Origin of the sequence: Rhizobium sp. 18065 (assembly GCF_902706095.1) — a bacterium.
Lineage (GTDB): Bacteria > Pseudomonadota > Alphaproteobacteria > Rhizobiales > Rhizobiaceae > Allorhizobium.
In genome coordinates, this window is record NZ_CACSJP010000001.1 from 24,071 (window position 1) to 43,444 (window position 19,374).

Here is a 19,374-nt window from a genome sequence, read left to right on the forward strand (position 1 = left end):
GCGATTGGCCGCGAAGCAGGAAAGGCGGGTTGCGGGCGCTGAAGGCAGCACCCGCAATGTCCACCGGGGACGCCGCCGCCGAATGCATGAACCGATCTGAGAGAAGGAAACATGCCGATGACCCGTGTTGCCCTTTATGCCCGATACTCCTCCGACAACCAGCGGGAAGCCTCGATTGTCGATCAGTTCCGCCTTTGCGACGAACATGCACGGCGAGAAGGCTGGGAGGTGGCAGGCAGCTATCAGGATGCGGCCCATCTCGGGTTCCAGCACCATTCTTCGCCGTGGTATTCAGCAGGTGGTCAGAGACGCACAGCGCGGCCTGTTCACGGTGGTCATCGCCGAGGCACTGGATCGCATCAGCCGTGATCAGGCGGATGTCGCGACCCTCTACAAGCATCTGAAGTTCGCAGGGGTCACCATTGTCACCCTGGCCGAGGGGGAAATCTCCGAGCTGCATGTTGGCCTCAAGGGCACGATGAACGCGCTGTTCCTGAAAGACCTCGCGATGAAGACCCATCGTGGTTTGCGGGGCAGGGTGGAGAAGGGCAAGGCAGGTGGCGGGCTTTGCTATGGCTACCGTGTCCTCAAACAGTTCGACGGCAACGGCGAGCCGGTCCGGGGCGACAGAGAGATCATTTCCGAGGAAGCCGACATCATCCGCCGCATCTTCCGGGAGTTCGCCAGCGGCAAGAGCCCGAAAGCGATTGCGACGGATCTGAACAGTGAAGGCATTCCCGGCCCGCTTGGACGGGCATGGGGTGACACCAGCATTCGCGGCCATGTCACGCGTGGCACCGGCATTCTCAACAACGAGCTTTATACCGGCGTTCTTGTCTGGAACCGCCAGCGGTTCATAAAGGACCCATCCACCGGCAAGCGCGTCTCCCGCCCCAACCCGGAAAGCCAGTGGATCAGGACGGAAGTGCCGCATCTGAGAATGATCGAAGATGACCTTTGGCAGGCAGTCCGGAACCGGCAGAAGCAGATCTCGGCGATCTTCGGTCCGAACCCGGCTAACACGCTCGAAGGGCGGATGAAGCGCCTGCATCTGACTGTCAGGCCCGTGTCTCTCTTGACCGGCCTTCTCACGTGCGGATGCTGCGGCGGCAAGTTCGGCATCATCACGCCGGGGCGCTACGCCTGCCTCAACCATCACAGGCGTGGCACCTGCGACAATGGCCGGTCCATCACCCGCGAGAAGATTGAGGCGCGGGTTCTGTCCGGCATCAAGGACAAGCTGGTATCGTCTCAAGCGGTGGCAGAAGCCGTGAAGGCCTATGCCGAGGAGATGAACCGGCTGAACCATGATCGGCGCGCCCAGGCGGCAACCGACCGGAAAAAACTCGCAAAGGTCGAAAAGGCAATCGCCGGGATTATCTCCGCGATCGAGGACGGAATGTACCAGCCGTCGATGAAGGCACGCATGGACGATCTGGAACGGCAGAAGGCTGACATCACCGCCCGCCTGTCAAAGGCCCCGGACGACATTCCCGACATTCATCCCAACGTCGCCAATCTCTATCGGCTGCGGGTAGAACGTCTGACGGAAGCGCTAAACGATCCGGACGGCGGCAGGCAGGCGGCGGAGGCGCTGCGCTCGCTGATCGGAGAGATCCTACTGACGCCCGGCACCAAGCGCGGCGAGGTTCATGCAGAGCTACGCGGCGAGCTGTTCGGCATTCTCGGTCTTGTCAATGCGGAAGCCGGAGGGCCGCAAAGCCCTCTTATGCCATTCGTTGAAGCGAGCCCCCGCAACCAATGAAACTTGTAAGCCAACATAACAAAACCCCTGCGGACATCCCACAGGGGTTTTTGCCGTTTCTAAAATGTCGCTTCTCAACACCATCCAATCGGCCAAGCGCTGCCGAATGGCCGGTATCGTGTGTCGCTCACATCAGGTGATGAAGCGCGGTGCGGTGGCGCATCATCTCAGCAAGAATGGCGTGATCGCGATTGAGGGCGTCTCGTCGTACCATATCGGGTCTGACCTCGTTCATTCGCACTGCCATTGCCCGTCCGGCACTCCAGAAATCTGGGTAGCGGCCGGCGGCGACGGCTGTATGCAGCGCCGTGCCGAGCAGCACGGCATCGCAGCCGTCAGCTTTGCGGACCGTGCAGCCGGTCGCGTCGGCGTAGAGTTGCGACAGAAGCGGATGATGCGCCAGTCCACCGGCCAGCAGCAGTGTCTCGATCCGGGCAGGCCCCGAGGGCAGGCGGTCGATAATGTATTTGACGCCGCAGGCCAATGCCACGCAGCTTCGCCAGTAGATCTGGCAAAGGCAGTCGAAACTCCGGTCGAGGCTCAAGCCCGCGATCGTTCCAGTCAATCGCGGATCGGAAACCGGCGAGCGCGTTCCGTGAAAATCCGGCAAAACGGTGATCGGCAGTCCGTAGTCGGCGCCGTCCTGTTGAAGTTGCAGTTCGATATAATCGAGGATGGTCCTGTGCCTTGCCTGGGTTGGCTCACCACCCTTCGGATGTGTGCTGACAATGTGGTCAAGCAGAGCGCCGGATGCGGATTGTCCGGCTTCCAGCAGCCAGAGATCGGGCACAGCAACATCGCGGAAGCTTCCCCAGCATCCCACTCCGGAAACCGGCTTGTCAAGCAGACGCACGATGCAGCTCGAGGTACCGGCGATCAGCACCGCGTGGCTTTCCAGCGTATCAGGCGTCGAACGGTCCGTGGCGCAAAACAGCGATACAGTGCCGGCATAGGCATCGATCAGGCCGGGCGCGACGAGGCAGTCTGTGGCAAGGCCGAGCGCATCGGCCGCTTCGGTCGTCAAATGCCCGACAGGCAGCATTGGCAGGCCTGACTTTTCCGGAAGTCCTGATTTTTCCGCGAGATCGTCAAGCCCGACACGGCGATAGAAGGCATCCGGGCGCTCACCCGGCGCGATGGTGCCATAACCCCACTTGGCCGCCAGCGGCGAGTGACCGCGACTGTTGATGCCTGTTGCTCGCCATGTCAGATAGTCCGCGAGGTCGAAGATCATCCCGGCTTGTTGCCAGGTTTCGGGCAAATGCCGCTTCAGCCACAGCAGCTTCGGAACCTGCATTTCGACCGACAGTCTACCGCCGAAGCGTTGCAGCAGCGGATCGTTGGTGCTGTTGCAGTCGTCGGTCTCGCGGATCGCCCGGTGATCCATCCACAAGATGGTGTCCAGCTTCTTTTGACCGGACGTCGAAACGGTCAGCGGCTTGCCATGCTTGTCTCTGACCACCAGGGAGCAGGTCGCGTCAAACCCGATGGCGGCCACATCTCGCGGCGAAAGCCCGGCTTCCGACAGTGCAGCCCTGACCGTGGTGCAAACGGCCGTCCAGATCTCGTCGCTGTCTTGTTCGAGGTGAAGGGGTTGTGACTGAAACAGCGAAATCGCAGTGACATGCCGGGCAATCTGGCGACCGTGAAGGTCGAAGACACCGGCACGCGCACTGCCCGTGCCGACGTCCACGGCGATGATGTGGTCATGCATCCGGTTGGTCTTTCGGTCTCCTCACTGGAGCGACAAAGTGGAGCAATTTCTCCATCGCGTCAAATGCTTGCAGCGGCATCAGCGCTGCGAGTCCATCGCGATATGCAGATAGACCGGTATGCGAACCACCGGTAAACGCAAGCACATCCATGCCCGCGGCACGGGCGGCCAGGATACCGGCCGGACTGTCCTCGATGACCAGGCAATCCGACGGCGCCGTACCCATCCTGTCTGCCGCATAGAGGAAGAGGTCAGGCGCCGGTTTGCCGTGTGCCACCATGCTTGCGCTGAAGATATGCGGCGAAAAGCGATCCAGCATGCCGGTTGCAGACAGACACAAGGCGATGCGTTCGCTCTGGCTAGACGAGGCCACGCACCAGCCGATACCCGCCTCTTCGAGCCCATCCAGGGCGGTATGGATGCCGGGTATCGGGCGCAGTTCATTCCGGAAGCGCGTATAGAGCATGTCTCGCATCCGGTTGAGAAACCCGTCGTCTATCTGAAGGCCGTATTCTTCGCTGACCAGGTTGCGCACGGTTGCCAGGCTGCGACCGAGATATCGTTTTGCTGCACCTTCTTCGTCGATGGTGATGCCGGACATACCCAGCGTCTCGGTCAAAACCGACAGCGCGATCGGCTCGCTGTCAACGAGCACGCCATCGCAATCGAATATGATCAGCCGTTTCGCATCCAAGGTCTTGGCCCTCTATCGGCCCTCAATCAGCCAGATGGCCATCAATGTAGCGTTTCAGTGTTTCAGCGGTGCCAATGGCGCGCAGTGTCTCCAAGGCTTTGCCGAATCGCTGGATAAACAATGGATTGGCGCCGACGTTACCGAAGATATCGGTCAGCGCAAGGAAGGCTTTCGGATCGCTGCGCGAGGCAATGGCTGCTGTCTGCAGTCTTTCGGCACTGGCATCGTTGAAGACGATGGCCTTGCCACTGTCCGACGTTCCTTCGAAATAGCGGCACCACAGGGCAGACACCAGCGCCAGTCCGACAACGTCAAGTCCCTTGGCAAGGCGATCAGCGGTCGACGGCAGGATGAATTTCGGTTGGCGGTTCGATCCATCCTGCGCCAGACGCGGAATGGTGTCGCCGATCTTCGGATTGAGGAAGCGGCTTTCGATCAGCGTGAAATAGTCCTGCAGGCTGGTATTGGGCACCGGCGGAACGATCGGAATGATTTCCTCATTTTCGAGCTTGGCGAGATAACCCCGGATCAGCGGATTTTCCATGGATTCATGAACAAAATGAATGTCCATCAACGCTGCCGGATAGGCGATTGCAGCGTGGCCGCCATTCAGGATGCGCAGCTTCATCAGTTCGTAAGGGGCTACATCCTCAACGAACGTGACGCCGACCTCCTCCAGTGCCGGGCGACCGAGCGGAAACTTGTCCTCCAGCACCCACTGCTTGAACTCCTCGCAGAACACCGGCCATTTGTCGTCAATGCCATATGTGTCGCGCGCAATGCCGATCTCGCGCTCGCCGGTCGCCGGTGTGATGCGGTCGACCATGGCGTTCGGGAAAGCGACATTGTCTTCGATCCAGTGGGCGAAATCGGGATCCGACATTTGTGCAAGCCCGGTTACAGTGGCTTCGGTAACTTCGCCATTGCCGGGAATGTTGTCGCAGCACATCACGGTGAACGGCGGTGTCCCGGCGGCACGACGGACCTTGAGGCCGGCGATGATCAGGCCGAACACGCTCTTCGGATTGGCGGGATCATCAGCATCGGCGACCATGGCCGGATGGGTCGGATCAAATTTTCCGGTCGCCGGATCGATGAAATAGCCACCCTCGGTAATCGTCATCGACACGATCCGGATCGCGGGATCGGTCAGCGCGGCAACGATCCTGTCGAAGTCGGGCGCGGTGAGGATATCGGTCATCGGCCCCGTAACGGTCGCGGCACTACGATTGTTGTCCTGTTCGACCACAGTCGTCAGATAATCCTGCGAGGCCAGCTTTTCCTTCATCAGCCGGTCTGATGGCATGACACCAGCACCGAGAATGGCCCAGTCGAGATCCCGCCCCTTGTTGAACAATTCATGGAGATAGATCGCTTGGTGCGCGCGGTGAAAATTGCCGACGCCGAAATGCAGGATGCCTGCCTTCAACTGCTCGCGGCGATAGGCCGGAACGGTTGCGGTCGCTTCAATTTCGGCAAGATTTGCCAGCGATAGGGTGTGTGTCATGTCACGGTCCTCGGGGTGCGAGACGTCAGTCTTGAGGCAAGTGCCGGGGCGCTCAGCTCATCCAGTTGCCGCCGTCGACATTGTATGTCTGGGCGACGATGTAGTCGGCTTCGGGCGAGGCAAGAAAAATTGCCATGCCGGTCAGATCCTCGGCGCGGCCCATGCGGCCAAAGGGTACAGCCTCGCCAACCAGCTTCTTCTTTTCGCCGCGCGGCCGGTTTTCATGCTTTGCAAACAGTGCATCGACGCCGTCCCAATGCTCGCCATCGACCACGCCGGGCGCGATGGCATTGACGTTGATGCCATGCTTGATCAGGTCGAGACCGGCCGATTGCGTGAGCGAGATGACCGCAGCCTTGGTGGCGCAATAGACTGCGACCAAAGCTTCGCCGCGGCGGCCCGCCTGGCTGGCCATGTTGATGATCTTGCCGCCCTGGCCACGGGCTATCATCGATCTGGCGGCCGCCTGCAGCATGAACAGCGTACCGGCGACATTGATCGCAAACAGGCGGTCGTAGCTCGCGCGGCTGATCTCTGTGATCGGTGCCAGATCGAAGAGAGCGGCATTGTTGATCAGGATGTCGAGGCTGCCGGTCTTTTCCTCGATCTTGATGACGGCAGCCTCGATCGAAGACTGGTCGGTGACATCCAGAAGAACCGGATAGGCATTGGACCCAATCTCGCTGGCCGTTTCGCTGGCCCGGGCAAAATCGATATCGGCAATGGCGACGGTTGCACCTTCGCGGACATAGGCTTCCGCAAAGGCACGGCCGATGCCACGGGCAGAACCCGTGATCAGCGCCGATTTTCCAGTCAGCCTGCCAGCGAACTTGTCCGTCATATCGCCAGTCCCTTGTCGTTGAACCGGTGGATGCGGGTCGGATCGGGCGTGATGAAGACGGTATCACCGTGTTTCACGGTGAATTCGCCGCCGGCGCGGGTCGTGACATGGCCAATACCGTCGATGTCGACATGCAGGAACGTGTCGGAGCCCAGATGTTCGGCAACCACCACCTTGCCTTTCCAGGTGCCTTCGGTCGTCGACAGCGTGACGTGTTCCGGACGAACGCCGATGGTATGGGCATTATGTTGAGCGGCAAATGCACCGGAGATCAGGTTCATCTTCGGCGAGCCGATGAAGCCGGCGACGAAGATATTAGCCGGCTTGTGATAGAGATCGAGCGGCGAGCCGACCTGTTCGATACGGCCCTTGTTCAACACGACGATCTTGTCGGCCATGGTCATGGCTTCGACCTGGTCATGCGTGACGTAGATCGACGTCGCCTTCAGCTGCTGGTGCAGCTGGGTGATTTCCAGCCGCATGTTGACGCGCAGCGCCGCATCGAGGTTCGACAGTGGTTCGTCGAACAGGAAGCATTCCGGCGAACGCACGATGGCGCGGCCGATGGCGACGCGCTGGCGCTGGCCGCCCGAGAGATTGCGCGGCTTGCGCTCCAGATAGTCGGTCAGGTTGAGGATCTTTGCGGCGTCATTGACCTTGCGGTCGATGTCAGCCTTGTCCATCCCGGCCATCTTCAGGGGAAAGCCAATATTGGAGCGCACGCTCATATGCGGATAGAGCGCATAGGACTGGAACACCATGGCCAGGCCGCGCTGCGAAGGAGCCTTGTCGGTGGCGTCGACGCCGTCGATCAGGATCTTGCCGCCCGAAACGTCCTCGAGACCGGCAATCAGGCGCAGCAGGGTCGATTTACCGCAGCCCGAGGGGCCGACAAACACCGCGAATTCACCATCATTGATCTGCAGGTCGATCGAAGGAATGACCGAGACTTCGCCGAAGGTTTTCGACACGTTCTGAAGTGTGATGCTACCCATTGTGGTCTTCCTTATTTGACGGCGCCGAAGGTCAAGCCGCGGACAAGCTGTTTCTGGCTGAACCAGCCAAGGATCACGATCGGGGCGATGGCCAGTGTCGAGGCGGCGGACAATTTGGCCCAGAAAAGCCCCTGTGGAGAGGAGAAGGAGGCGATGAACGCGGTCAGAGGAGCCGCATTCGTCGTCGTCAGCCGGATCGTCCAGAATGCCTCGTTCCAGGCGAGAATGATGTTGAGCAGCATGGTGGAGGCGATGCCGGGGATCGCCATTGGCGTGAGGACGTAGACGATCTCGCCCCACAGTGATGCGCCGTCCATGCGGGCAGCCTCCAGGATCTCGCCTGGAATCTCGCGGAAGTAGGTGTAGAGCATCCAGATGACGATCGGCAGATTGATCAGCATCAGCATGATGGTCAGGCCGATACGGGTGTCGAGCAGCGATGTGTCGCGGAAGATCAGGTAGATCGGCACGAGCACGGCAACCGACGGCATCATCTTTGTCGACAACATCCACATCAGGATGTCCTTGGTGCGCTTGGTTGGCGAAAAGGCCATGGCCCAGGCCGATGGGATCGCGACGAGAAGCGCCAGGATGGTCGAGCCGACCGAGATGATCACCGAGTTCATGAAGGGTTTGAAATAATCGCGCTGAGTCTGCACCGTGACGTAGTTTTCCAGCGTGAAGGATGGAATCAGCCGGAAGCCCTGGATCGCTTCGGTCTCGGTCTTCAGAGACGTGATGATCGTGTAGAGGATGGGGAAGAAGATCACCATCGCGAGAATCCATGCGACGGCCGTGAAGGCGATCTTGCGCTGGGTCGAGACTGTGCGGGCCATGATGTCTTCTCCTTAGCGGTCGAGGTTCTTGCCGACGGCGCGCATCAGGAAGAAGGCGACGATGTTGGCGAGGATGACTGCAATGATGCCGCCTGCGGATGCACCGCCGACATCGTAGCCGAGCAGGGCCGTGCGGTAGATGAGGAACGGCAGGTTGGTGGAGGCATAGCCCGGGCCGCCATTGGTCGTGACGAGGATCTCTGCATAAACGCCGAGCAGGAAGATCGTCTGGATCAGGATGACGACGGTGATCGCACGCGCCAGATGCGGCAGGGTCAGGTAGATGAAATGGCTGATGAAACCGGCACCGTCCATCTCGGCCGCTTCCTTCTGTTCACCGTCCAGAGACTGAAGAGCGGTCAGCAGAATGAGCGTCGCAAATGGCAGCCATTGCCACGCGACGATGACGATGATCGAAAACAGCGGATATTGCCCGAACCAGTCGACCGGCTGGAGGCCGAACGCCCTATTGATATCGGCCAGCACGCCGTAGCCGGGATGCATGATCATGTTCTTCCATACCAGCGCTGCAACCGGCGGCATGACGAAGAAGGGCGAGATGATCAGGATACGGACAATGCCTTGGCCGAACATTGGCTGGTCGAGCAAAAGGGCGATAGCGATGCCGCCGACCACGGTGATCAATAGAACGCCGCCGACGATCAGCAGGGTGTTCCAGATCGACTGGAAGAAGGCAGGATCGGTATAGAAATATTTGTAGTTGAACAGGCCTGCGAAGCTGACATTGCCTGGATTAAGCAGATTGTAGTTCTGGAACGAGAACCACAGCGTCATCGCCAGCGGCACGATCATCCAGACGAGAAGAAGACCGACGGACGGCGCCATCATGAGACGCGACAGCGTCCGTGTGTTGTGCGTAGCCATGGAAGAACCCACCCTGATGGCCAACACGCGCGGCTGAATTGGCCGGCTGCGTCAGCTCGTTTTCTTGTGTCGGCCAAAATGGCCCGAAGCATCCGCGCCGAACGGCAGGAGAGGCGCGTTGAACTTTTGATGTCGCCGCCCGGATCGCGATCCGGACGGCTTCATTTCCTTCGGGAGGAAATTACTTGATGTAACCGCCGCGGGTCATTTCGCGCTCGGTGACCTGCTGGGCCTGTGCGAGAGCATCGTCGACCGACATCTGGCCTGCCAGCGCTGCAGAGAACAGCTGGCCGACGGTCGTGCCGAGACCCTGGAACTCCGGAATGGCGACGAACTGCACGCCGACATAAGGCACCGGCTTGACGGTCGGGTTCTTCGGATCAGCCGCATTGATGCTGTCGAGCGTCATCTTGGCGAAAGGAGCCGCCTTCTGGTACTCGGCATTTTCATAGAGCGAGGTGCGCGTGCCCGGAGGAACGTTGGCCCAGCCTTCCTTGGAAGCGACGAGGTTTGCGTATTCCTTGCCGGTTGCCCAGGCGATGAACTTCTCGGCGGAAGCGGTCTTCTGCGAGCCGGCCGGGATGGCGAGGTTCCAAGCCCAGAGCCAGTTGCCACGCTTGCCGAGGCCGGTGTCCGGAGCCAGAGCGAAGCCGACCTTGTCGGCAACAGTCGAGTCCTTCGGGTTGGTCACGAAAGAGGCGGCGACGGTGGCGTCGATCCACATGCCGCACTTGCCCTGCTGGAAAAGCGCCAGGTTTTCGTTGAAGCCGTTCGACGAAGCGCCCTGCGGGCCAGCGTCGTTCATCAGCTTGACATACATGTCGAGCGTGTTCTTCCATTCAGGCTGGTCGAACTGCGGCTTCCAGTTTTCGTCGAACCAGCGTGCGCCGAAAGCATTCGACGTTGCCGTGAGGAACGCCATGTTTTCGCCCCAGCCGGCCTTGCCGCGAAGGCAAATGCCGTTGATGCCGGCTTCGCGGTCGGTCATCTTGCGAGCGGCCTCGCCGATGAATTCCCAGGTCGGCGCGTCAGGCATGGTCAAGCCAGCCTTTTCCATCAGGTCGCGACGGTACATGACCATGGAGCTTTCACCGTAGAACGGTGCGGCATAGAGCTTGCTGTCGTCACCGGTAAGGCCCGAACGGATAGCCGGCAGCAGATCGTCGACGTCATAGTCCGCGCCGAGATTGTCGAGCGGCAGAAGCCAGCCCTGCTTGGCCCAGATCGGAACTTCATAGGTGCCGATCGTCATGATGTCGTACTGGCCGCCCTTGGTCGCGATGTCGGTGGTGACACGCTCACGCAGGACGTTTTCTTCCAGCGTGACCCATTCGACCTGGATGTCGGGGTTCTTCGCGGTGAATTCCGACGTCAGACCCTGCATACGGATCATGTCGCCATTGTTTACGGTCGCGATGGTGAGGGTTTCGGCAGATGCCATGCCCGCAAGGGCGAGAGCTGAGCATGCGCCCAGCAGAAAAGTCTTCAATTTCATGTCTTCCTCCCAGAAGAGAACTGAGCATTAGCTTTGCTCATGGGCAATTACTCACTTCATGGGCAGCGAAAGTCAATGGGCATTCCATGCTGCAATGCCGCACAGAATACTCAGTCTATTGAAATGAAAGGATTTAATTTAATCGTTGAGCTCAATTCTTGAGCAGATAACGCGCAGCGTCTTCGTCCGTGATCAGTCCGTTGATGTGCCTACCACGCGCCGCAGCGCGGATGGCGGCATGTTTACGTTGGCCGCGGGCCATGCCAATCACCGTCGAGGTGTCACGCGAGGGAATGGCAAGGCTTGCCACCCGTTCGTTGACAGGGTCATCAAGCAGGCGGCCATCGGGGCCAAAGATCCAGCCGCAGATCTCACCGGTCGCGCCCGCCGTCAGCAGCGCCTCCATCTCGTCTTGCTGCAGGAACCCGTCCAGCAGGAGGGGCGCATTGAGCGTCATCTCGCCGATGCCGACGAAGGCAGCATCGGATGATTTGCCGAGTTCGATCGTTGGGGCGACCAGCGGCTGGCGATGCAGGAGATCGCGCTCTTCGCGTGAGGACACGATAACCGGGAGAGGCATGGGAAAATGCCGCGCCTTGACCGCATCCGCCATCGAAAAGATGACGTTGAAATAGGCGGCCGAGCCATCCGGGCTGATATTGCCGGTCAGCGAAACAATCTTGTGCTGCGGACACTCCATGGGCGAGAGCTGATCGACCATGGCGCGCAGCGTGCGTCCCGTTCCCATGGCGATGACCAGCGGATCGGGCTGTTTCAGCCATCGTTCCAGTTCGGCAGCACCGGCTTCTGCCACGCCGACCGTTGCCGAATCGGAAGCAGGGTCACTGGGGACGATTTCGACATGCTTGAGACCGTATTTCTCTTTGACCGCCTCGCCAAGTTCGAGGCAGGCAGCAATCGGATGGTCGAGCCGGACCTTGATCAGCTTTTCGGCAACCGAAAGGGAGACGAGTCTTTGCGCACTCTGGCGCGAGATACCCATTGCAACCGCGATCTCGTCCTGGGTTCGACCGGCGACATAGTATAGCCAGCCTGCCCTTGCCGCATCATCGAGCCGCGTTTGGCCTTCCTGTCGCTTTGCCATCGAGATTGGACCACCCTTTCAAGACCAGTGCTGCCAATTTTAACCGCGGCTGTCAAATTGCCGAAGCCGCCTCAAGCCTTGCAAGATGTAAATCTGCAGGTCTGATCATTTGCGTGAACCAGTCGATTGTGTGGCGCAGACCTTGTTCCAGGGGAATTTCAGGCCGCCAGTCGAGAAATTCGACAGCGCGGTGGATATCCGGTTGCCGCCGCCGTGGGTCATCGATCGGCAGGGGCAGATAGACCACATCCTTGCCGGTCGGGATTTCGCGCTGGACCATTGCGGCCAGTTCGCGGATGCTGAATTCGTTCGGATTGCCCAGGTTGATCGGCAATGCCGGATTGGGTTCTCGTTCCATCATCGCGACCAGCCCGCGGATCATGTCGGAGACATAGCAGAAGGAGCGGGTCTGATGCCCCGTTCCATAGAGGGTCAGTGCGCGGCCGGTCAGAGCCTGGACAACCAGATTGGACACGATCCGTCCATCATCGGGCTGCATGCGCGGACCATAGGTGTTGAACAGCCTGGCGACGCGCGCATCCACACGTCCGAGGCGAAAGAGATCGAAACAAAGGGCTTCCGCAGCACGTTTGCCCTCGTCGTAGCAGGCGCGTGGACCTGTACAATTGACCGAGCCGCGGTAATCCTCCGTTTGGGGATGAACTTCGGGATCACCATAGATTTCGCTGGTCGATGCTTGCAGGAAGCGGGCACCATGCTGTTCGGCGAGCAGCAGAAGATTGCCGGTGCCTTTCACGCAGGTCATCATCGTGTGAAACGGATCGGCCTGGTAGCTAGGCGGCGATGCCGCGCAGGCAAGATTGTAGATTCTGTCGATCTCCTGGCCGATTTCAAGCGGATCGCAAATGTCGTGCTCGATCAGGAAGAAGCGCGGATTATCGCGCAGATGGGCAATATTCTGAAGTGACCCGGTCAAGAAGGAATCGACGCATAGGACCCTGTGGCCATGTCCCAGCAGCACTTCGCAGAGATGGGAACCGAGAAAGCCTGCACCACCCGCCACGACTGTTGTGTTGCGGCGACTCCCGTCCTGGATCTGCAAAATCGGCTACTCCTGCAATTGTACGAATACGCATAGTCTCTTTCGCGGAAAGACATCCTTGGTGGACCTGCCCGCGCCAGTATCTCGATAGACCTATCAGGGAAATGGCCGGAAAAACACGCCACTGACGTATGCTCTGCGGCGGTAAGGCAATTAGTCCAAGATTATTTACAACTTGATCGCGACCCTCTGGCCGGTGTCGGTAGATCGGCGTTCATTGAAATTGCTACGTTTTAAGAATTTGCTGGACAACATATTTGACAGACGTTTATGTAACGATATTACATTACAAAACTGAAGGTGAATTGGGTGGCGTTCATCATGTGCAGGCTTGACCGAATGCCCCGGCAGGCCCTAAGCATTGGGTCGACGGTTCCCCAATTGGATGACTCCAAGGGGATTAATAGGGAACACGGTGCGGAATACCCAACAAGGGACCAAGACCGTGGCTGCCCCCGCAACTGTAAGCGGATTGCCGTCCATCCTCGTGGCGTGAAAGCGCCAGGCCACTGCGATCGTGATCGCGGGAAGGCAGATGGACAGCAGATATCCGCGAGCCAGGAGACCTGCCGTCATCGAAGAGAAACCGCAACGGACGGGGTGTTCCGATGGAAAAGATCTGGCTTGAAGGCAGCGCTTCCGCGCGCTTTTACAATATTGCCATTTTGCCTCCGGAGATACCGACGGAGGACAATCATGGCTCACGCGAAACGACACACGGTAACCGTTTGTACGGATTGCCGAATCACGGGTACGGCTTGCCGCCCAGGGCTTCAGCTTCTCGATCATCTTAATGCCTGTCTGTCAAAGATTGGGGCCTTGGACAATCGCGACTTTGCGGTTGAAGGCACCGTATGCATGGCGGGCTGCAAGAGACCCTGCACCATCGCTTTCCAGGCAAGTGGTAAGGCCACCTATCTCTTTGGTGACATCGAGCCCGATGCGGACATCGAGGCGCTGGTCATGTTTGCCAAGCTCTACGGCGAACGTCCCGATGGCATGACCCGCGAAGCAGAGCGTCCCAGCGGGCTCGGCGGCAAGATTCTTGCGCGCATTCCGGCCTCCGTTCTTGTCTCTGAACAGTCCGGGGAGCATCTCCAGTGAGTTGTGATGCGACCGGCACGTCGATCAACGTGTCCAATCTTGGCTGGGGCCCGAAACCGGGGCTCTTTCTCGTGCGCGACGTCAATTTCGCGCTCGATGCCGGCGAGCGGCTTGCGATCATTGGCCCGAACGGGGCCGGCAAGACATCGCTTTTGCGCTGCCTGTATCGCGGTGTTTCCCCGCGGGAGGGCAAGGTCGAAGTTGGCGGCGAAGACATCTGGCAAATCGGTTCAAGACAGGTTGCACGCCGCATCGCGGTAGTGCTTCAGGAGATGCCGGCCGACTTTCCATTCAGTGTTCGCGACGTGGTGATGATGGGACGCATACCCTGGCGCGAAGGCCTGACTGGCTGGACCGACGAGGACCGCCAGGAAGTTGCCCACGCGCTTGAGCATCTGAACTTGACGCATCTCGCCATGCGCCAGTTCTCCACGCTGTCGGGCGGGGAAAAGCAACGTGTTCTGGTCGCGCGTGCGCTGACCCAGAAACCGGAGATCATCATTCTCGATGAGCCGACGAATCATCTCGACATCCGCCACCAGCTCGAGATCCTCAACCTGCTGCGGACCCTTAAGCTCACCATCATCACCACGCTGCACGACATCAATCTTGCCGGTGATTTCGCAACCCATGTTGCGCTGATGTGCGACGGCCTCATGACCGCATTTGGAACCCCGGACCAGGTCCTGACATCCCGTGCTGTCTCGACCACGTTCGGGGTTTCGGCCACCGCCCATCCTGTGCCGGGCGTCAACACCGCTCGCTTCTCATTTTCACTCGAAACAGCTTGATTTCAAAGGATTTCACATGTTTTCCCTACGCTTTGCCGCATCCACCGCAGGTTTCCTCATCTCCGCCTTGCTCGCCAGTTCAGCGCTTGCTTATCCGGTCACCGTCAAGAGTTGCAATCGTGATGTCACCTTCGATGCGGCACCCAGTCGTGCCGTGTCCAACGACGTCAACCTGACCGAGATGATGCTGGCGCTGAAACTTCAGGATCACATGGTGGGCTATACGGGTATCTCCGGATGGAAAACCCTGGACGAAAAAATCAGGGAGGGCGTCAAGGAATTGCCGGAACTGTCGCCCAAATATCCGACCAAGGAAGTGCTGCTGAATGCCGACGCCGACTTCTATTTTGCCGGCTGGAATTACGGCATGAAAGTCGGTGGTGAGGTCACCCCGGAAACGCTCGATGCATTCAAGATCAAGGTCTACGAGTTGACGGAATCCTGCATTCACATCATGGCGAAGAACAAGCCAACGATGAATGATATGTTTGTTGATCTCGTCAATCTCGGCAAGATCTTCGGCGTCGAAGAGCGCGCGAATGACCTTGTAGCCGGCTATAAAAAAGGACTGAACGAGGTTCAAACCCGTATCGGCGCGGTGATGGAACCGATTCGCGTCTTCGTTTATGATTCGGGCACGGAAAAGCCGTTCACCTCGGGTCGATACGGCATTCCGACAGCAATGATCGAGGCTGCCGGCGGCATCAACGTCATGGACGATGTCGAGAAAAGCTGGACGGAGGTTTCCTGGGAGCCGGTGATCGAGCGCAACCCGCAGGTCATCGTCATCGTCAACTACGGCGACGTGACGGCCGAACAGAAAATCGCTTTCATGAAGGAAAATCCCGCTTTCAAGAATCTCGATGCGGTGAAGCAGGACCGGTTTGTTGTTCTCGAATATGTCGAGGCGACCCCTGGGCCGCGCAATATTGACGCTATCGGCAGGTTGGCCGACGCTTTCCATCCTCGCAATATGTAGCACGCGAAACGGAAACAGGGCTTGTCACCGGGCGCCATGGCGTCCGGTGAACCGTATTTTATCCAGCAGATAGGCATGTGATGACGAGCGGCAAGGTGTTGATGTGGGGGGCTCTTGCGGCCGCCGTGATGGGCCTGTGCCTGACGGCCGGTGTATCCTTCGGCGCTGCGCCGATACCGTTCACCACGGTCTGGTCGATCATCGCCAACAAGTTTCACCCGGGCTTTAGCGAAGTGACATGGTCCGCCGGTCGTGAGAGCATTGTCTGGGACGTGCGTTTCCCGCGGGTGATTCTGGCAGGACTGGTCGGCTCAGGCCTTGCGGTCGTCGGTGCTGTCCTGCAGGCGGTGACGCGCAATCCGCTCGCCGATCCGCATCTGCTTGGCGTCTCTTCGGGTGGCGCGCTGGGCGCCATCATCGCACTTCTGCACACAGGCCTGATCTTCGGCCTGGTCACGGTACCTCTGTTTGCCTTTGTCGGCGCACTCGTTGCCACTTTGGCCGTCATGGCCGTCACCCGCTATTCGGGCGCTGCCGCTGACCGACTGGTCCTGTCCGGTGTCGCCGTTGCCTTTGTCGCGACCGCGCTCGGCAACCTTACCATCTTCCTCGGCGATCCGCGTGCGGCCCATACCGTGATCTTCTGGATGTTGGGTGGACTAGGCCTGGCCCAGTGGTCGCATCTGCTTTATCCAGCCCTGGCGCTCGGTCTGTCGTTGGCCTGGCTCGTGTTGCGCGCGCGCGAAATCAATGCGCTTGCCATGGGCGACGAGACTGCCGCAACGCTCGGCATCCCTGTCGCGCGTTTTCGAGCGCAACTGTTTGTCGTCACTGCGCTTTTGACGGGTGTCATGGTGGCCTTTTCGGGCGCCATCGGATTTGTTGGTCTATTGATCCCGCATGTCGTCCGCCTCATCGGCGGCAGCGACAATGTCCGCGTCATTCCCTTGTCCGCTTTTGTCGGAGCCATCGTCCTGATCCTGGCCGACATTGCCGCCCGCGTCGTCATGGCGCCCGAAGACATGCCGATCGGCGTCGTTACAGGTCTGGTGGGTGGCGTCGCGTTCATCGTTTTACTGCGTCGCCGATAGCTGCGGTTCAATTTCAATCGGCAATTCCCCACCGCCTATTGCTCGATTTTCGTTTTGGCCTAGGATGAAGCAAAACGAAAAACGGGGAGGGGATGATGATTTTTTCTGCACGCCAGGCTGAAATCATGGCGATCGCTAAGGAGCAGGGGCGCGTTCTGGTCGATGAGCTTGCCGCACGTTTTACCGTAACGCCACAGACTATCCGCAAGGATCTCAACGATCTTTGTGACACGAGAGCGCTCAATCGCATTCACGGTGGCGCCGTTTTCCCCAATGGAAATGAAAACGTCAAATACGAGGCGCGTCGTTCCATGGCGGCGGTCGAAAAACAGGCGATTGGCCGGGCGGCAGCGGCGCTTATCCCGGACAATTCGTCTCTTTTCATCAATATTGGAACAACAACGGAGGCTGTGGGAGAGGCACTCGTTGATCACAAAGAACTGATGGTGATTACCAATAACATCAATGTTGCCAATCGCTTGCGGGTTTATCCCTCGATCGAGGTTGTCATCGCCGGCGGTGTTGTCCGTGGCGCGGATGGCGGTATCGTCGGTGAGGCGGCGGTTGATTTCATCCGCCAGTTCAAGGTCGATTTTGCCGTCATTGGTGTTTCGGCGATTGACGAGGATGGCGCACTGCTGGATTTCGACTTTCGCGAAGTGAAGGTCGCGCAGGCCATCATCGCCAATGCGCGTCATGTCGTCCTGGTATCTGACGCTTCCAAGTTCGAACGCACTGCACCCGTCCGTATCGGCCATATTTCCCAGGTTCACACCTTCATCACCGATCATTGTCCCTCAGCAAGCGTCCGGGCGATCTGCCTGGACAGGGAGGTTCAATTGATTGAGACGAAACCGTCGGACACTGTTCTCGATTAATCGAATTAACTTTCGTTTGACATTCGTTTTGATTTCATTTTAGATAAACAGGCTTTCGCAATTGCAATATATGCTGCACCGCGAAATACGGGGGGATGATGACGGACGAGCCTATCTACGATCTGTTTGTGATCGGTGGCGGTATCAATGGCTGCGGCATTGCCCGCGACGCTGCTGGTCGTGGCTATTCCGTTGCTCTTGCCGAAATGAACGATTTCGCTTCTGGCACCTCGTCTGGCGCGACCAAACTGATCCATGGCGGCCTGCGTTATCTGGAGCATTACGAGTTTCGTCTGGTGCGCGAAGCGCTGATGGAGCGGGAAATCCTTTGGGCCATGGCCCCGCATGTCATTTGGCCGCTGAGGTTTGTCCTGCCTTTTCAAAAGGGTGGCATTCGCCCGGCATGGCTGATCCGTCTCGGCCTGTTCCTCTATGATCATCTTGGTGGCCGAAAGTTGCTTCCGGCGACGAAGACACTGGATCTCCGCCACGATCAGGCCGGCAGGCCGTTAAAGCCGATGTTTTCCAAGGCCTTTGAATATTCCGACGGCTGGGTGGATGATGCCCGCATGGTCGTGCTCAACGCCCGCGACGCGCAAAATCGCGGCGCCCGGATTTTCAGCCGTGCCCGGGTGGTATCTGCGCATCGCGACAGCGGCGTCTGGGTCATCACCACCAAGGCAAAGGGCGATGGAGCGACAACCGTCCACCGCGCCCGCATGCTGGTCAATGCTGCCGGCCCCTGGGTTGATCAGGTTCTCGCCGGCGCCTTCGGCCGCAACAATGTGCACAATGTTCGCCTCGTGCAGGGCAGTCACATCATCGTTCGCAAAAAATTCTCCGACACCCGCGCCTATTTTTTCCAGAACCCGGATAACCGCATCATCTTTGCCATTCCCTACGAAGGTGATTTCACCCTGATTGGCACAACGGATCGTGACTACACCGATGATCCGAAGGATGTGAAGATCAGCACGGAAGAGGTAAACTATCTCTGCAATGCTGCGAGCGAATATTTCAGGGAACCGGTCGTGCCAGGCGATATCGTCTGGAGCTATTCGGCTGTGCGTCCACTGTTCGATGATGGCGCTTCCAAGGCGCAGGAAGCGACGCGCGACTACGTCCTGAAGCTGGAAGCTGCGGACGATGGCACGCCGCTGCTTAACGTGTTCGGCGGCAAGTTGACCACCTATCGTCGTCTCGCTGAGCACGCCTTGGAGAAAATCGGCGAGGCGATAGGCGTCAAGGGCAATGCCTGGACCGCAACCAGCCGGCTGCCGGGCGGCGATTTCCGTGTGTCCGGCTATGATGCGCTAGTGCAGGATCTTGTCCGTTTCTATCCGTTTCTCGACCGCCGTCATGCGGAACGCTTGATCCGTTGCTACGGTACGGATGCGAAAACCATTCTGGGAAATGCGGCCACGACCGAGGATCTGGGCCGCCATTTCGGCGGAAGTCTCTACGAGTGCGAATTGCGCTGGTTGGTGGAAAACGAATGGGCGGTCACGGCTGAGGATGTGCTGTGGCGCCGAACGAAACAGGGGCTGTTCCTGTCGCCGGAAGAGGCGCGGGGACTGGAGGAATATCTGGGGGCTGTCGCGGCAACCTAGCCGCGTTATCCCGGATTGCCG

Annotated in this window: 17 protein-coding genes and 1 riboswitch; of the genes, 7 read left to right on the forward strand and 10 right to left on the reverse strand. The window is 59.0% G+C overall.

Annotated elements, in window-relative coordinates:
- The first annotated feature begins 247 nt into the window (after positions 1-247).
- Positions 248-1,765, forward strand: coding sequence for a recombinase family protein (locus GVK95_RS00090; RefSeq protein WP_200844183.1), 1,518 nt, complete (start codon positions 248-250; stop codon positions 1,763-1,765).
- A 127-nt stretch (positions 1,766-1,892) separates the two neighbouring features.
- Here GVK95_RS00090 and GVK95_RS00095 read toward each other — a convergent pair whose 3' ends face one another.
- From GVK95_RS00095 to GVK95_RS00140, 10 genes are all read right to left on the reverse strand, one after another.
- A complete protein-coding gene (locus tag GVK95_RS00095) occupies positions 1,893-3,479 on the reverse strand; it encodes an FGGY family pentulose kinase (RefSeq protein ID WP_159945811.1) in 1,587 nt (528 codons plus the stop codon).
- Positions 3,472-4,173, reverse strand: a complete 702-nt coding sequence (locus GVK95_RS00100; protein ID WP_159945813.1) for an HAD family hydrolase — start codon at positions 4,171-4,173, stop codon at positions 3,472-3,474. The genes GVK95_RS00095 and GVK95_RS00100 overlap by 8 nt, the downstream gene beginning before the upstream one ends.
- 22 nt (positions 4,174-4,195) lie before the next feature.
- On the reverse strand, positions 4,196-5,680 hold the full coding sequence (locus tag GVK95_RS00105) for a mannitol dehydrogenase family protein (protein ID WP_159945814.1): 1,485 nt from the start codon (positions 5,678-5,680) through the stop codon (positions 4,196-4,198).
- Positions 5,681-5,732: 52 nt separating this feature from the next.
- Positions 5,733-6,521: an L-iditol 2-dehydrogenase gene (locus GVK95_RS00110; protein WP_159945816.1), complete on the reverse strand. Its 789-nt coding sequence runs from the start codon at positions 6,519-6,521 to the stop codon at positions 5,733-5,735.
- Positions 6,518-7,516 (reverse strand): ABC transporter ATP-binding protein, encoded by a 999-nt coding sequence (locus GVK95_RS00115; protein ID WP_159945818.1) that lies wholly within the window; start codon positions 7,514-7,516, stop codon positions 6,518-6,520. Before GVK95_RS00115 ends, GVK95_RS00110 begins: the two co-directional genes overlap by 4 nt.
- Positions 7,517-7,527: 11 nt before the next feature.
- On the reverse strand, positions 7,528-8,352 hold the full coding sequence (locus GVK95_RS00120; protein WP_159945820.1) for a carbohydrate ABC transporter permease: 825 nt from the start codon (positions 8,350-8,352) through the stop codon (positions 7,528-7,530).
- 12 nt (positions 8,353-8,364) lie between these two features.
- Positions 8,365-9,237: a sugar ABC transporter permease gene (locus GVK95_RS00125; RefSeq protein WP_159945821.1), complete on the reverse strand. Its 873-nt coding sequence runs from the start codon at positions 9,235-9,237 to the stop codon at positions 8,365-8,367.
- Between the two features lie 181 nt (positions 9,238-9,418).
- Positions 9,419-10,732, reverse strand: coding sequence for a sugar ABC transporter substrate-binding protein (locus tag GVK95_RS00130; RefSeq protein WP_007602837.1), 1,314 nt, complete (start codon positions 10,730-10,732; stop codon positions 9,419-9,421).
- Positions 10,733-10,883: 151 nt separating this feature from the next.
- On the reverse strand, positions 10,884-11,837 hold the full coding sequence (locus GVK95_RS00135; RefSeq protein ID WP_159945822.1) for a sugar-binding transcriptional regulator: 954 nt from the start codon (positions 11,835-11,837) through the stop codon (positions 10,884-10,886).
- A 52-nt stretch (positions 11,838-11,889) separates the two neighbouring features.
- Positions 11,890-12,900 carry a UDP-glucuronic acid decarboxylase family protein gene (locus tag GVK95_RS00140; protein WP_159945824.1) on the reverse strand — a complete coding sequence of 337 codons (1,011 nt, stop codon included), beginning with the start codon at positions 12,898-12,900 and terminating at the stop codon, positions 11,890-11,892.
- A 353-nt stretch (positions 12,901-13,253) separates the two neighbouring features.
- Positions 13,254-13,489, forward strand: a riboswitch (cobalamin riboswitch).
- Between the two features lie 107 nt (positions 13,490-13,596).
- On the opposite strand from GVK95_RS00140, the gene GVK95_RS00145 reads away from it, so the two are divergent.
- The 6 genes from GVK95_RS00145 to glpD all read left to right on the forward strand — a co-directional run bounded on the left by GVK95_RS00145 (position 13,597) and on the right by glpD (position 19,353).
- Entirely contained in the window at positions 13,597-14,004 is a 408-nt protein-coding gene (locus GVK95_RS00145; RefSeq protein ID WP_159945826.1) for a DUF1636 domain-containing protein, read from the forward strand.
- On the forward strand, positions 14,001-14,795 hold the full coding sequence (locus tag GVK95_RS00150) for an ABC transporter ATP-binding protein (RefSeq protein ID WP_159945828.1): 795 nt from the start codon (positions 14,001-14,003) through the stop codon (positions 14,793-14,795). The genes GVK95_RS00145 and GVK95_RS00150 overlap by 4 nt, the downstream gene beginning before the upstream one ends.
- Positions 14,796-14,811: 16 nt before the next feature.
- The gene (locus GVK95_RS00155; protein ID WP_159945830.1) at positions 14,812-15,774 is read left to right on the forward strand and encodes an ABC transporter substrate-binding protein; all 963 of its coding nucleotides are present in this window, start codon (positions 14,812-14,814) and stop codon (positions 15,772-15,774) included.
- 80 nt (positions 15,775-15,854) lie between these two features.
- Positions 15,855-16,865: an iron ABC transporter permease gene (locus GVK95_RS00160; RefSeq protein ID WP_159945832.1), complete on the forward strand. Its 1,011-nt coding sequence runs from the start codon at positions 15,855-15,857 to the stop codon at positions 16,863-16,865.
- Positions 16,866-16,960: 95 nt separating this feature from the next.
- Positions 16,961-17,743, forward strand: coding sequence for a DeoR/GlpR family DNA-binding transcription regulator (locus tag GVK95_RS00165; protein ID WP_159945834.1), 783 nt, complete (start codon positions 16,961-16,963; stop codon positions 17,741-17,743).
- 98 nt (positions 17,744-17,841) lie between these two features.
- On the forward strand, positions 17,842-19,353 hold the full coding sequence (gene glpD / locus GVK95_RS00170; RefSeq protein ID WP_159945836.1) for a glycerol-3-phosphate dehydrogenase: 1,512 nt from the start codon (positions 17,842-17,844) through the stop codon (positions 19,351-19,353).
- Positions 19,354-19,374: the final 21 nt, after the last annotated feature.